This is a genomic window from Sutcliffiella horikoshii, assembly GCF_002157855.1.
Classification (GTDB): domain Bacteria; phylum Bacillota; class Bacilli; order Bacillales; family Bacillaceae_I; genus Sutcliffiella_A; species Sutcliffiella_A horikoshii_C.
Genome location: NZ_CP020880.1, coordinates 3,110,771 through 3,125,008 on the forward strand (window position 1 = coordinate 3,110,771; position 14,238 = coordinate 3,125,008).

Below are 14,238 nucleotides of genomic sequence, written 5' to 3' on the forward strand. Positions count from 1 at the left end.
TCATGAATTTTAATCTATGGGAAAAAACATTCATTGAAGAAAGCTTTCAAGGCAATCAAGAAGGCTTTCACTATATCCAAGGCGACCTGCCAATTATCTTATCTGCTCCCCACAGCGTTACGCAGCAACGTAAGGGAAAAGAGAAACAGGGAGAGTTCCTGACAGGCCCAATGGTCATGCACCTTCAGCAACAATTAAACTGTCATGCCATCTTTAAAACGAAAAATCTGATGGATGATGCCAATTACAATCCTAAAAGTACGTATCGTAATTTTATAAAAAAGATAGTCGATGAACATTCCATTAACTTTCTATTGGATTTGCATATTATGGCACCTTCCAGACCTTATAATATCGACCTTGGCACCGGTAGAGGCAAAAATATCAGACACAGTCAAGGTCCAAAGATTGTTAATCATATACAAAAGACTCTGTTAGCCCAAGGCATCAATGATGTACTTATCGATCATATCTTTACCGCAGGCTACCCACATACGGTATCTGCCGATGTTTCAAAAAGCTGCGATATCTTTTGTTTGCAAATAGAAATGAATTGGAGGTTGCTTGAAGGCGCATCCGATTCCGTTTACTTTGAAAAGATTCTTACCGCATTGGAGACCATCATTCATTATCTTGCATCAATGGAGGATTACACATGAAACAACTATTATGCTGGATTATCTATAACGGAAACCTTCCTCAGCAAAAATTTATCGAACTAGCTGAGTGGTTTGATACGGAAGCTAAAAAACATAATATTTCTACTAAGCTCATGAAAAACAATGACCTGTTACCAAGTGTGACAGATGGGAACGCAACATTGGTAGGAGTTCATCACAAGCATGAGCTGCCAGATTTCGTTTTTTTTCTGGACAAAGACGTGTTACTTGCCCGCCAACTAGAAAAAATGGGCATTCCCGTTTATAACAGTGCTTCCTGCATTGAAATTTGTGATAACAAATCGCTCACATTCCAAACACTTGCAGATCACGGCATACCGATGCCAAAAACCCTTATAGCACCAATGGTATTTCATGCTCATGAAAATCTTGAGCCCTTTTACCATGCTGCTGAAATACTAGGCTTTCCACTTGTATTAAAAGAAGCTTACGGATCATTCGGAATGCAGGTTTTTTTGATTGAAACCATAGAAGAACTGCTCGCGAAAATCAAGGAAATAGGAAACCGACCTTTTCTCTTGCAAGAATTCATCTCTTCTAGCAAAGGCAAAGATATCCGTTTAAATGTCGTGGGAGATGAGGTGGTTGCCTCAATGATGCGAATATCGGAAACTGATTTCCGGGCAAACGTGAGTAATGGTGGGAAAATGTTGAAATATGAACCGACGGCACTGGAAAAAGAAATCGCCATTCGAAGCGCGAAACTTGTGGGAGCAGATTTTGCCGGGGTAGATCTCCTATTTGCAGAAGACGGATCTCCACTTGTTTGTGAAATAAACTCCAATGCCCATATCAAAAATATCTTTGATTGCACCGGAATCAATGTCGCAACCTATATTGTCCCACATATTTTGAAGAAATGGCAAGAGACCCAAAATGAAAGCTAGAGGCTTGCTTATATACGAAGAAGAACACGCCAAAAAGAATAAAGCGTTTATAGAATGGTTTTTGGACGAGGCAGCTAAGCTTGAGATTGAGTTAGGTTTTATCCTACAGTCGAGGATTTCTTTTGGCGTTCATAACAATCAGTTGGTCCTTTTATTGGGTGATGCACCATTGAGTGAACCACCAGACTTTGTCATCATGCGGAATATAGATCCACTTTTTAATGAACAGCTGGAACGGATGCGCATCCCTTGCTTCAACTCACATCACGTTTCCGTTATCTGTAACGATAAGGCGAGGACTCATCAATACTTAGCAGGCAAAGGGATACCGATGTTGGATACATACTTCATGGAAGCTGACGAACTCCTTACAGGAAATCTGCCTCTTCCAATGCCATTTATCATTAAAACGCGGACTGGCAGAGGCGGTGGTGATATTTATATGGTGGAAGATTTGGGACAATTGGAAGCGGTACAAGACCAACTTTCCAATCAATCCATAATCCTTCAACCACTTGCCGGGTCACCTGGGAAAGACTTGCGTGTTTATGTATTGGGACGGAAAGTTGTTGGAGCTGTACTTCGCTCCAATAAAAATAGCTTTAAAGCCAACTTTACTCTTGGCGGGCAGGCAGAGGCTTATACGCTTAGCAAAGAAGAATTGATAGTCGTCAACAAGATTATAGAGCAGTTTGATTTCGGACTCGTTGGCATTGACTTTTTGTTTGATGAAAATGGTGGCCTGCTTTTTAATGAAATAGAAGATGTTGTTGGCTGCCGGACACTATGCTTAACAAGCGACATCAATATTGTGAAACGGTACTTGGAAATTATTTTACAAAAGCTTGGATTGGGAGGGGAACCCACATGACTTTTCTGACCATGAAAGAAGCTGTTCCTTATATCTATTCCTCGCTGCTTAAAGCAAAGCCATTTCAAAGCGAGGAAAACGATGCGCTAACTCGGGCACCACATTTAACGAAGGAGTTATTGAGTTGTCTTGATCTTATCCCTTCCGGTGACAAAGTGATCCTTGTCACCGGGAGTAAGGGAAAAGGCTCCAGTTCCCGGATGATAGCAGCAATCCTCCGCAAAATGGGGTTGAAGGTTGGGTTATTTACCTCCCCCCATCTGATTGATTATAACGAGCGAATCCGGGTGAACGGAAAAGCAATTTCAGACGAAATGTTTCTTACTTATTTGAATCAACATGCGCCTATCATTGATAAGATAACAGCTTCCATTGAAAATCCTAAGCATTATCTTGGGCCAACGGGAATCCTACTGTCAGTTGCACTTGCCCATTTTCAATCAGAATCAACCGACATTAATGTCATTGAAATTGGTCGCGGCGGCACGTACGATGACACGAATGTATTAGAAAATAAATGGGCTGTTGTGTCTAAGATTATGGAAGAACATCTTGGGTTCCTTGGGCATTCACTGGAAGATATCGTCCGGCATAAAGTTGGGATTGTGAAAGAGTGTACGGACCATGTAGTGATTGGAAAACAGTCAGGGGAAACGTTGGAGCTGATGCGTAGTTTGGTTGGTGATACGGCGGCTTTTTATGGTGATGATTTCACACCTACGCTCACCTCAGCTAGTTTAAAGGGCTGTTCATTTACTTTACAGACCATGTGTGGGCGGTACGACGACCTATCCCTCCCGTTATTGGGATCGTTTCAAGTGGAAAATGCAGCACTAGCGGTGCAGGCCTGCGAAACAGTGATGGGGCGAGCGCTCCCGAGTGACTTTTTGAAAGAAGCATTATCGGAGTTAAAATGGCCGGGTAGACTTGAAGTGGTTGCTGAGAACCCAACGGTTGTGTTGGATGGTTCCATTAACCGTGTCTCTGCAGCGTATTTAAAGGAAGTCCTGCCTCTTGTAGATTCCCGGAAGGTAGTTACTATCATTGCGGTTCCTTCCAATAAAGATTATGAGGGAGTTATTCAAGTTTGCAGCGAGTTTTCAGATATGTTGGTTGTGACGATGCCTGACAACTCACATAAGAAATTTCCGGATGATGCACTTGCTGTTGCCCGTAAATATCACACCGATGCCGTGGAAGTGGGGTTGCTATCTGAGGCAGTCGAATTAGTGAGGACTTTTAAGCCTACTCTCATCTTTGTTGTTGGCACGCAGTCAATGATTGGCAGTGCCAAGGAGATTTGGAAAGATTCATTGATGGATATTGGATAGAATGATGCTCCAGTCACCACTCCTTGTGTTGGCTGGAGCTATTTTTAATTTCTGGAGAGGTGTTGGGTTCGGTTTTTTGGAAATTCTTTTAGGAAATAGGTTTTGGAAATCAGTGTTGGCAGAGCTTGGACATTTCCCAGATGACCTTCTACATTTCCCAAGGCAGCTTTTACCACTTTAGTGAAATTTTCTACCTTAAACGAGCGAGGTTCTACAGTTAATCCGCAACCTTCGACCATTCAACCATTTTCGACACACAACCGATAACCACGAAACCACCGACAGCACTAAACCCACCGACCAATACCCAAAAACTAAAAATCCCAAGCAGACATCCCCCTTAAAAAAGGACATCCACTCAGGATCTTTCTCACAAAAAGCTTTATCCCTTCAACTCATCAATGCGAGCTTGAACGGCATCACGCTTTTCTACATAATCTTTTTCTTTTGCTTTCTCTTCTTCGATTACATTTGCAGGTGCTTTCGCGATGAAGCCTTGGTTGGAAAGCTTCTTCTGCACGCGCTCCACTTCTTTATCAAGCTTCGCAAGCTCCTTGTTCAGACGAGCAATCTCTTCGTCAATGTTGATCAGGCCTAACAATGGAAGAATCAATTCTGCTCCAGTCACCACTGCTGTCATCGCCTTCTCGCCGCCATCTAATGAAACATCTGTTCCGATTAACAGCTCGCTTGGGTTACAGAAGCGCTCTAAGTAAGAACGGTTGCTCTCAAGCTTCGAGGCAATCTCAGAAGTTTTCGCTTTTACAAGCAATTTAACCTGCTTGCTCATTGGCGTGTTCACTTCTGCACGAACGTTTCGTACGCTGCGGATGATGTCCACTAGCAAACGCATATCTGCTGCTGCTTCTTTGTCGGTCAACTCATCGCGAACTTCCGGCCATTTTGCAGTCGTAATGGACTCGCCTTCGTGAGGAAGTTGCTGCCAGATCTCCTCTGTGATGAATGGCATGAATGGGTGCAACAGGCGCATCGTGTTATCCAATACGTAAGCTAAAATAGAGCGAGTTGTCTTTTTAGCCGCTTCATCTTCGCTATACAATGGAATTTTCGCCATTTCAATATACCAGTCACAGAAATCATCCCAGATGAAGTTGTAAAGGGCACGACCCACTTCACCGAACTCATATTTTTCAGCAAGCTTGGTTACGGTCTCGATTGTTTCGTTCAAACGAGTGAGGATCCACTTGTCTGCAACGGACTTTTCGCCGCTCAAATCGATATCTTCAAATTTCATATCGCCCATATTCATCAAAGCAAATCGGGATGCGTTCCAGATCTTATTGGCAAAGTTCCAAGTGGACTCTACTTTTTCATAGCTGAAGCGTAAATCCTGACCTGGTGAGCTTCCAGTAGAAAGGAAATAACGCAGGGAATCTGCACCGTACTTTTCAATAACATCCATTGGATCTACACCGTTACCAAGGGATTTACTCATCTTGCGTCCTTCCTCATCACGAACAAGTCCGTGAATCAGAACATCTTTAAATGGACGCTCGCCAGTGAATTCTAGTCCTTGGAAAATCATACGGGAAACCCAGAATGCAATGATATCATAACCTGTTACTAGGCAATCTGTTGGGTAGAAACGTTGATAGTCCGGTGATTCTGTTTCCGGCCAGCCCATTGTCGAGAACGGCCATAACGCAGAACTGAACCATGTATCAAGAACGTCTGTATCCTGCTCCCAATTTTCAATATCTTCCGGTGGGTTATGGTCAACATGGATTTCTCCTGTTTCTTTGTTATACCAAGCTGGAATTCGGTGGCCCCACCATAGCTGACGGGAGATACACCAGTCACGGATATTTTCCATCCAACGCATGTATGTGTTCTCAAAGCGGTTCGGTACGAAATTAACCTTGTCTTCTTGGGACTGTAGATCAATCGCCTTATCCGCAAGCGGCTGCATTTTAACGAACCATTGTGTGGAAAGATACGGCTCAACAACCGCTCCGCTTCGCTCACTGTGACCAACGGAATGCATGTGCTCTTCAATTTTGAAAAGAACGCCACTTTCCTGCAAGTCTTTTACTAGCTGCTTACGGCATTCGAAACGATCCATCCCATTGTATTTACCGGCTTTCTCGTTCATGCTGCCGTCTTCATGCATTACTAGGATACGTTCTAAGTTATGACGGTTTCCGATTTCAAAGTCGTTCGGGTCATGTGCTGGCGTAATTTTCACTGCACCGGAACCAAACTCCATGTCTACATAATCATCGGCTACGATTGGAATCTCACGGCCAGTGATAGGCAGTGTTACCATTTTTCCGATTAGGTGCTTGTAGCGCTCGTCTTCCGGATGAACCGCAACCGCTGTATCTCCAAGCATCGTTTCAGGACGTGTTGTTGCAATTTCAATGGAACCAGAACCATCTGTCAGAGGGTATCTCATATGATAGAAGGCACCTTGAACATCTTGGTGAATTACCTCGATATCAGAAAGAGCCGTTTTAGTTGCAGGATCCCAGTTGATGATGTATTCTCCGCGGTAGATAAGGCCGTTTTTATAAAGCGTTACAAATACTTCGTTAACTGCTTTGGATAGCCCTTCGTCCAATGTGAAACGCTCGCGGCTGTAGTCAAGGCCAAGTCCCAGCTTGGACCATTGTTCACGAATATGTTTTGCGTATTCGTCTTTCCACTTCCACGCTTCTTCCATGAACTTTTCACGGCCAAGTTCATAACGGTTGATTCCTTGGTTGCGAAGTTTTTCGTCAACTTTCGCTTGCGTTGCGATTCCTGCGTGGTCCATTCCCGGCAACCATAGAACATCAAAGCCTTGCATACGCTTCATGCGTGTGATGATGTCTTGCAGGGTAGTGTCCCATGCGTGCCCTAGGTGAAGGCGGCCTGTTACGTTTGGTGGTGGGATAACGATGGTGTATGGTGTTTTGTCCTGGTCATTTGTCGCTTCAAAAAAGCGGCCGTCCAGCCAGTATTGATAACGGTTTTTTTCGATTGTTTGTGGATCATATTTTGTCGGAAGGTTTACTTCATTCATTTCCATCCTTTTTCTCCTCCTATTTGTTCCAAAATAAAATAAAAAACTCCCTTCATCCAAATAAAAGGACGAAAGGAGTTAAGTTTCGCGGTACCACCTTTTTTTACAGGGTGAAAAAGATAGACTTTTCCCTGTACACTCAAATCTGTTAACGGCTCTCCACCGGTTTCAACTACTAGACGCGATGCGTTCGCTGAAACTACTCAAGGGCGACCTTCCAATCCGACTTTCCTGAGAAACCTTTCAGCTGATGGTTTCCCTCTCTAAAGGGGTCTGCAATTGTACTCTTCCCTGTCACTGTATTTGATCGTTATCTTATTACCTTACTATGTTACATAAAGGATATGCTAATAGTCAATAAGCTTCTCCAATTTTTTATTAAGTTATGCACAAAATGAAATAATTGTTCCAAATTGGGCACTATTTTCTGCACACAATCATATCTTAGGTATATATACATCGAGAAAAGTGTCTTAAGGAGGTACTTATGCGAAAATACAACCCTTATTCCTTGCCGCCATGGTTGAGACAGGTTCGAGGTGTATGCGCGCAATTTATCATTCCTATTTGTGTGTTTCAAGGAATACGTACCATCTTTCTTCCCACAACCTTCGACGTTCTCATTCTTGCCATTTGCATCGTGGTTGCCATTTGCTTTCATTTGGAATGGATCTAGGCGACCTGAAAAGCTGCCTCTTACTTAATTGTGAGGCAGTTTTTATTTCGTCTTCGACACATTATCTATAGCATATTTCCTAAGAATCATCCATAATACTACATAAAGCTAAGAATTTTCTACCAATTTCGACTTTAAAAGGAGACGTACATGATTTCATTTATGCAAAAACCTAAAAAGGTTCCTTATACTGCTGATATGCAGTTTCCGGAAAGACAAGCTGTTGTAAGTCATTCAGAAGATGCGGATTTGGCAAGCCGCCTTTACTATATGGGCTTCACAAAGGAACATCTGCAAGCTTTACAAAATGCAAAACCGGTCATATTTGAAATACTTGATGAAGTACTTGAAAAGGTGCTGGAACATTTATATAAACAACCGCCGATGAAACGGGTTGCCACAAGCAATTCCAGTAAGGAAAGACTAAAAGCAGTTTTTGTTCGCTATTTTCAAAGTCTCTTAAGCGGAAAGCTTGATGGAGAATTTTATAAAATGCGTAAAAAAATCGGCCAAACTCACAATGGCGTACACCTTCCCGTTACTTGGTTTTTGGCGACCTATTCCGCCATGCAGACCCTTCTGCTTCCAAAAGTAGTGGAGTTGCTTCAGGACAGTCCTAAAGATTTGGTGACTACGTTAACAGCACTGACACATATCATTAACTTAGACTCCCAACTCGTAGTCGAAGAGTATATCCATGTTCGTATTGATTTGCTTGAACAGGCAAATGAAGCAAACCGTACGTTGCAGGCGGAGCTTACCAAAATTAGTGAAGAAGTTGCTGGTACCGTGACGGAGACGGAAGAAACTATTCAGACTGTCACACTAAAAGCGGAAGAAGTCTTAAAAGATACCAATCTCACACAAAAAAGCAGCCAAAACCTGTTGCATTTAACCAATGACAATGAAATGCAAATGGAGAAGATGGTAGGTAATTTTGAAGAGGTTATGAAGGAAGTCAGTCAATCACTAGAAGAAATGCACACATTGAAGTCTGTATCTGAAGAAATCATTACGATGACACAAGGTATCGACAATATTGCCGATCAAACGAATCTTTTGGCCCTTAATGCTTCCATTGAAGCAGCACGCGCCGGTGATGAAGGCCGTGGTTTTGCCGTTGTTGCGAGTGAAGTGCGGAAACTTGCCGAAAGCTCGAAGGAACTTAGCAGTAAAATTAAAGTACTTATCGACAAGAGTGACCAGCAAATCACCAATGTGACAAGTATGATGTCTTCCATGCACAAAGTAACCGCCCAGTCGCAACAGAATATCGTCCAAGTGAAGGGCGGCATTGTCACAGTCAAAATGGAGATGGATAACTATCTGGATCGTTTCAATAAAAACAAAGCAGATTTGGATATTATCGTTAATTCTTTTAAAGAAATCAATCAATCGGCTGTCAGCTTGTCGTTGTTGACGGATACTCTACTCGCAAAAGCAGTTCATAAAGCATAAAAAGCAGGCCCATCCCAGATTAACTGGTTTGGGCCTCTTTGTTTTTATTTTGCTCTTCAATCTGATTGATCCTGCCTGCTACATATTCAATATTCTTGGCCAGCCAGTAGCTTCCCTGAATTCTTTTCACCAATTCTCGTTCTGAAGGGGCGTTTCTTTGGTTTGGATTTGGAGGCTGTTGAAACTGCCCTACTGCCTGCATAAACGATGCGGGATGCGATAAATAACTTAGTGTAAGATCTTTTTCATATTCTTGCAGACTGAATCCTTTTTGATATTCATAGAACCAGTCAATACAGTCATCACAGAATAATGGATACGTTCTTAAATATCGTTGATAAAAAGAGATAATGTCGTTGGCAGGTGCCGCTTGTTTTGCTCTCTCCCAGCTTATAAAATAACCCCTGCCCTCTGAATCTTTTACAAAGTGATGAAACGAAACTCTTCCATGTGTCATGGCCACACGATGTTTTTTCGTTTCCTTCACCGCCTCCTGCCAGTTTTCCAGCTTTTGTAGGGAAAATTTCTGGGCAAGCGATATTTCATGGGCATACGTACACACTTGAAGCTCAAATGGAGACATATACAGTTTCTTTTCACATACATCCACAAATTTTTCTAAGTCCTGTTGCTCTTTCGTCCATTCCTCTGAAACGCGGTCGTAAAAGGCTGTAATCTCTTCTTCTGGATACTCTTTCTCTTGGACCGTCATATTATGAAGTTTGGCCAGTTCTTTAAACATCATGCTGTCTTTAAAGTCCAGTTCCCGCTCTTCATTATCCTCAATCCACGGCATCAAGTAGTATGCATCAGAATAACTCTCAATAAAATAATAACCCTGCCTTGTTTGATAGATGGGAACAACCGTCTTGATACCGCGCTGGAATAGGGAATGAATATTGCGGAACAACGGATATGCCTGCTCTTTGTTAATTCTTTTGAGGGCAAACGCACCCTTATTCGTTGCAATCCTCCATACCCCACTATGCTGTTCTATATATTCAGGTACGATGCCATATTGATATACTAACTCTTCCACGCTTTGCTCATTTGTCTGCATCGCGAAAACTCACTTCCTCTGATATTTTCAGGTAAAAAAGAAGTGAGAAAAGGTCACCCCTTCCTCACTTTCCTCTCGAAGCCGGTTATTGACTCTTAGAGGACGCCTTTACCGGAATATATAACAATTGCCCTTCATTGATGTGATCATCTGTTGAAAGCCTATTGACTCTTATCAGCTGTTGAATGGATACATCATATCGCTCAGCAATATGGTCCATGGATTCCCCTTGCTGGACAATGCATATTTTCAGCTTAGTGAAATCATCTCCACCTTCATCCGCAAAAATTTTGGTCAAGGATAGGTCATTTTCATCTCGCGGTTCATCGGAATAATCCTCATATTGTTGAGGATCTGCTACCGCTTGTTGCCCCTTCCTTTTATCAAAGAAAGATACTACATTTGATGCTTCTTCCTCGTCCTGAGAGTGTGTACCTGCATGTAGTGAATGCAGCGGGGCATAAGCATCCTCAGATTTGTTTTGATAAATATAGTCTGCAGGGTTATACGGCGCTTCTACCTCAACAGGAGGAGCTTTCCTTGCTTCCACTTCAAAGGGGGCGTACTCTCCCTCATCATCGTAATTGTATTGCATATTTCTATCTATCTCATCTTGATTGAGGATTTCTTCTTCCTCGTCGTCTTCTTCCTCTGTATAGTATTGGTAGGTATCTTCTTCGTACTCATTATCGGAGTTTGCACTGCGATACATTGGTTCGTACTCGGCTACTTCTTCCCCTTCTTCTGCTACTGGTTCTTCTGCTTGAGCAAGTGCTTCTTGCTCGTATTGTGGCGCTTGTTTTTGAGAAGCATATGCTTCTTCATGGTCCCGGTTAGGTTCCACTTCATATTCAAACGATTCTTCTGTACTGTCTTGATCCTCTTCCCAGGCAGGTGCGCTTTGTTGATGGCCGTAAATACCAGAGATGGACAACTCGGCATCCAATTGGAGGCAGCCACGAGTTGGAACACTGTAGTCGAATGACTCAATGGCCACATAAATATCGTCTAAACTCTGGATCCTGTTCATCGGTATCGTAATATCGACCGGAAAGCGATGGTTCAATACGCAAACGCCATCCTCCCGCTGCTCTACTTCCTGTACAACACGGGCTTGAGGTTGATACTCCTCCTCATCGTCCGCCTCCGCATTCACATGATATTCCCCCGCTAATAATAAAGCTCCACGTATGGAAACATATTGGTCCTGCTCATAAATTTGTATATCAGGATCTAACGCAATGGAGATGAGCTCAGATACTTCCTGTCCCTTTTGAAACCATATAGATTCCTCGACTGAAAACCGCAAGCACGATTGCTGATCTGATGACAAAGCGGTTCCTCCTTTCACACCTATCAAAAATTTACTATATCAATAAAGATGTATGATGAGATTTGGGAGAATATGAATGGTTGGGAGAAATTTATGAAAGGGGGTCAGACCCTTGCAGGAGATTTGAGGTGAGTGTCGAAGGTGGCTTTGAACTTGGAGGTTGTTAGTAGATTGTATGATTTTTTGTTTGATTTCATGTTAGGTTGTTTGGTTTAGGTGGAATTTTTGTTGAGGGTATGGGAATTAGGTGTAGAAGGTTTCTTTTAAACGGTAGAAGTGAGGCTGGGAAATGTAGAAGTTGGCTTGGGAAATGTAGAAGGTAATCCGGGAAATGTAGAAGCTCGCTTGGGAAATGCACAACCAGCCCCGTTCACCAAATCATCACCAAAGTAAAACGCAAAAACCCGCCCTTACGCATTTTAACAATACATAAGGGCGGGCAGAGAAAACAAATCATTATTCCTTAATCGCGGCAAACGATTTTTCAATTGCATCCAATGTTTTTTCAATATCCTCATCCGTATGAGCTGTGGACAAGAACAATCCTTCAAACTGGGAAGGTGGTAGGAATACTCCATTGTTTGCCATCTCACGGAAAAACTTCGCAAAATAACCTAAATCCGAAGACTTTGCCACATCATAGTTCACTACTTCCTCACTATTGAAGAAGAAACCAATCATGGAACCGGCACGGTTTACAGAAACAGGAACACTGTACTTCTCGCCTAGCGCGACAATCCCTTCTTCTAAGCGATCCGCTTTTTTGCCGAACTCTTTATACGTTTCAGGAGTCAGTTGGGCCAAAGTCTCATATCCAGCTGTCATGGCCAGCGGGTTACCAGACAACGTTCCGGCCTGATAAATCGGTCCGCTTGGAGCAATTTGTGCCATGATTTCTGCTTTACCGCCGTAAGCACCGACAGGCAGGCCGCCCCCGATTACTTTACCAAGACATGTTAAGTCTGGTGTTACGCCGTAATATCCTTGCGCACAATGGTAATCGACGCGGAAACCAGTCATTACCTCATCAAAGATTAGTACTGCGCCATATTCAGTCGTTACCTCACGCAAGCCTTCCAAGAAACCTGGTTGCGGCGGAACCACTCCCATGTTTCCTGCAACAGGCTCCACAATGACACCGGCGATATCGTCTCCAAATTCCTTGAATGCATAACGGATGCTTTCCAAGTCATTGTAAGGCACAGTAATCGTGTTTTGAGCCACACCCTCAGGAACACCAGGGCTGTCTGGTAAACCAAGTGTAGCGACCCCAGAACCGGCTTTAATCAACAGAGAATCACCATGGCCATGGTAGCAGCCTTCAAACTTGATAATCTTGTTGCGGCCTGTGTACCCACGCGCCAAACGAAGTGCACTCATCGTTGCTTCCGTACCGGAGCTTACCATACGGACTACTTCGATGGATGGTACTCTTTCAATGACAAGTTTTGCAAGTTCGTTTTCAATAAGTGTCGGAGCACCAAAGCTTGTCCCTGATTCTGTTACCTTTTTGATTGCTTCCACTACGTGGTCATTGGAGTGCCCGTGAATTAGTGGTCCCCAGGAAAGGACATAATCTATGTATTCGTTACCGTCTACATCGTATATTTTGGAGCCTTTTCCTCGCTCCATGAAGATTGGGTCCATATCTACTGATTTAAAAGCACGCACTGGGCTGTTCACGCCGCCTGGCATCAGTTTGGACGCTTCTATAAAAGCTTCTTTTGACTTTTCATAACTTCTCATTCTTCTATCATCCTTTCTTTTATCTAAAATGAATTACATATTCACCGTTCCTTTTCGCTGCAGGCACTTGCTTTCCGCGGGCGGTCCGGAAGCCTCCTTGGCTGCGCCTGTCGGGTCTTTCCTGTCCCTTCCTCCCCCAGGAGTCAAGTTCCTTCCGCTCCAATCCACTCATCCTAGGAAATCAGGTTATTACTTCTCATCCAACCAACGCGCCACGTCTTTTGCGTAGTAAGTGATGATCAAGTCAACACCTGCACGTTTCATGCCAATTAGTTTTTCCATGACAACTTCTCGTTCGTTGATCCATCCGTTCATCGCAGCTGCTTTAATCATGGAGTATTCTCCGCTCACATTATAAGCAACAACTGGTACGTTGAAGTTGTTTTTCACATCACGGATGATATCCAAGTATGCCAAGGCAGGTTTCACGATCAGGAAGTCCGCTCCTTCTAGCATGTCGGACTCTGCTTCACGGAGTGCTTCTTGACGGTTGGCAGGGTCCATTTGGTATGTTTTTCTGTCTCCGAATTGAGGAGAGCTGTGGGCTGCATCCCGGAAAGGTCCGTAGAATGCGGAGGAATACTTAACTGCATAGGACATGATTGGAACATCTTCAAAGCCGTTCTCGTCCAACCCTGCGCGGATTGCCGCTACAAACCCGTCCATCATGTTTGACGGAGCAATGATGTCCGCTCCTGCACGCGCTTGGCTGACAGCAGTGCGCGCCAGTAAGTCCAACGTAGGATCGTTTAGAATCTTCCCTTCTTCTACAATCCCACAATGCCCGTGGGACGTATATTGGCACAGACATGTGTCTGCTATGACAACAAGTTCTGGGAAATGCACTTTGATTTGTGTGATCGCCTGTTGCACAATTCCATGTTCATGGTAGGCTTGCGTTCCTACTTCATCTTTTTCTTTCGGCACACCGAAGACGATAACGGATTTAATGCCCAGTTCCGTCACTTCTGCCATTTCTGCATTTAACAGATCCAAAGATAGATGGAAAACGCCTGGCATGGAAGGAACTTCGTTACGGATATTTTCTCCTTCCACCACAAAGATCGGGTAGATAAAATCTTCCTTATGTAAATATGTTTCACGCACAAGTGAGCGCATGTTATCTGAATTTCTTAATCTGCGATGACGATTAAATTGCAAGTCTTTCATA

General features: G+C 43.4%; 11 protein-coding genes, 1 pseudogene and 1 other annotated feature. Of the genes and pseudogenes, 7 read left to right on the forward strand and 5 right to left on the reverse strand.

Annotated elements, in window-relative coordinates; translation table 11 throughout:
• The first annotated feature begins 2 nt into the window (after positions 1-2).
• From B4U37_RS16120 to B4U37_RS16135, 4 genes are read left to right on the forward strand one after another with little or no spacing between them, the layout of a single operon-like run.
• Complete coding sequence (locus tag B4U37_RS16120; protein ID WP_088019015.1) at positions 3-659, forward strand: hypothetical protein; 657 nt, start codon at positions 3-5, stop codon at positions 657-659.
• Positions 656-1,567: an ATP-grasp domain-containing protein gene (locus tag B4U37_RS16125; protein ID WP_088019016.1), complete on the forward strand. Its 912-nt coding sequence runs from the start codon at positions 656-658 to the stop codon at positions 1,565-1,567. The genes B4U37_RS16120 and B4U37_RS16125 overlap by 4 nt, the downstream gene beginning before the upstream one ends.
• Complete coding sequence (locus tag B4U37_RS16130; protein ID WP_088019017.1) at positions 1,557-2,438, forward strand: ATP-grasp domain-containing protein; 882 nt, start codon at positions 1,557-1,559, stop codon at positions 2,436-2,438. The genes B4U37_RS16125 and B4U37_RS16130 overlap by 11 nt, the downstream gene beginning before the upstream one ends.
• Positions 2,435-3,769, forward strand: coding sequence for a bifunctional folylpolyglutamate synthase/dihydrofolate synthase (locus tag B4U37_RS16135; protein WP_157663810.1), 1,335 nt, complete (start codon positions 2,435-2,437; stop codon positions 3,767-3,769). Before B4U37_RS16130 ends, B4U37_RS16135 begins: the two co-directional genes overlap by 4 nt.
• A gap of 382 nt (positions 3,770-4,151) precedes the next feature.
• On the opposite strand, the gene B4U37_RS16145 is transcribed toward B4U37_RS16135, so the two are convergent.
• Positions 4,152-6,800, reverse strand: a complete 2,649-nt coding sequence (locus B4U37_RS16145; RefSeq protein WP_088019020.1) for a valine--tRNA ligase — start codon at positions 6,798-6,800, stop codon at positions 4,152-4,154.
• A gap of 55 nt (positions 6,801-6,855) precedes the next feature.
• Positions 6,856-7,101, reverse strand: a binding site (T-box leader).
• A 180-nt stretch (positions 7,102-7,281) separates the two neighbouring features.
• Here B4U37_RS16145 and B4U37_RS16150 point away from each other — a divergent pair.
• The 3 genes and pseudogenes from B4U37_RS16150 to B4U37_RS22720 all read left to right on the forward strand — a co-directional run bounded on the left by B4U37_RS16150 (position 7,282) and on the right by B4U37_RS22720 (position 8,928).
• The gene (locus tag B4U37_RS16150) at positions 7,282-7,470 is read left to right on the forward strand and encodes a hypothetical protein (protein ID WP_010195840.1); all 189 of its coding nucleotides are present in this window, start codon (positions 7,282-7,284) and stop codon (positions 7,468-7,470) included.
• Between the two features lie 270 nt (positions 7,471-7,740).
• A pseudogene (locus tag B4U37_RS22715) lies at positions 7,741-8,109 on the forward strand (protoglobin family protein); the annotation flags it as partial.
• 309 nt (positions 8,110-8,418) lie between these two features.
• Entirely contained in the window at positions 8,419-8,928 is a 510-nt protein-coding gene (locus B4U37_RS22720; protein ID WP_425444117.1) for a methyl-accepting chemotaxis protein, read from the forward strand.
• A 19-nt stretch (positions 8,929-8,947) separates the two neighbouring features.
• Here B4U37_RS22720 and ysxE read toward each other — a convergent pair whose 3' ends face one another.
• The 4 genes from ysxE to hemB form a co-directional block, all read right to left on the reverse strand.
• On the reverse strand, positions 8,948-9,967 hold the full coding sequence (gene ysxE, locus B4U37_RS16160; protein WP_157663811.1) for a spore coat protein YsxE: 1,020 nt from the start codon (positions 9,965-9,967) through the stop codon (positions 8,948-8,950).
• Between the two features lie 106 nt (positions 9,968-10,073).
• Entirely contained in the window at positions 10,074-11,321 is a 1,248-nt protein-coding gene (gene spoVID / locus B4U37_RS16165; RefSeq protein ID WP_157663812.1) for a stage VI sporulation protein D, read from the reverse strand.
• A gap of 456 nt (positions 11,322-11,777) precedes the next feature.
• Positions 11,778-13,067, reverse strand: a complete 1,290-nt coding sequence (gene hemL / locus B4U37_RS16170) for a glutamate-1-semialdehyde 2,1-aminomutase (RefSeq protein WP_088019024.1) — start codon at positions 13,065-13,067, stop codon at positions 11,778-11,780.
• A gap of 189 nt (positions 13,068-13,256) precedes the next feature.
• Positions 13,257-14,237 (reverse strand): porphobilinogen synthase, encoded by a 981-nt coding sequence (gene hemB / locus B4U37_RS16175; RefSeq protein WP_088019025.1) that lies wholly within the window; start codon positions 14,235-14,237, stop codon positions 13,257-13,259.
• Between the last annotated feature and the right edge of the window lies 1 nt (position 14,238).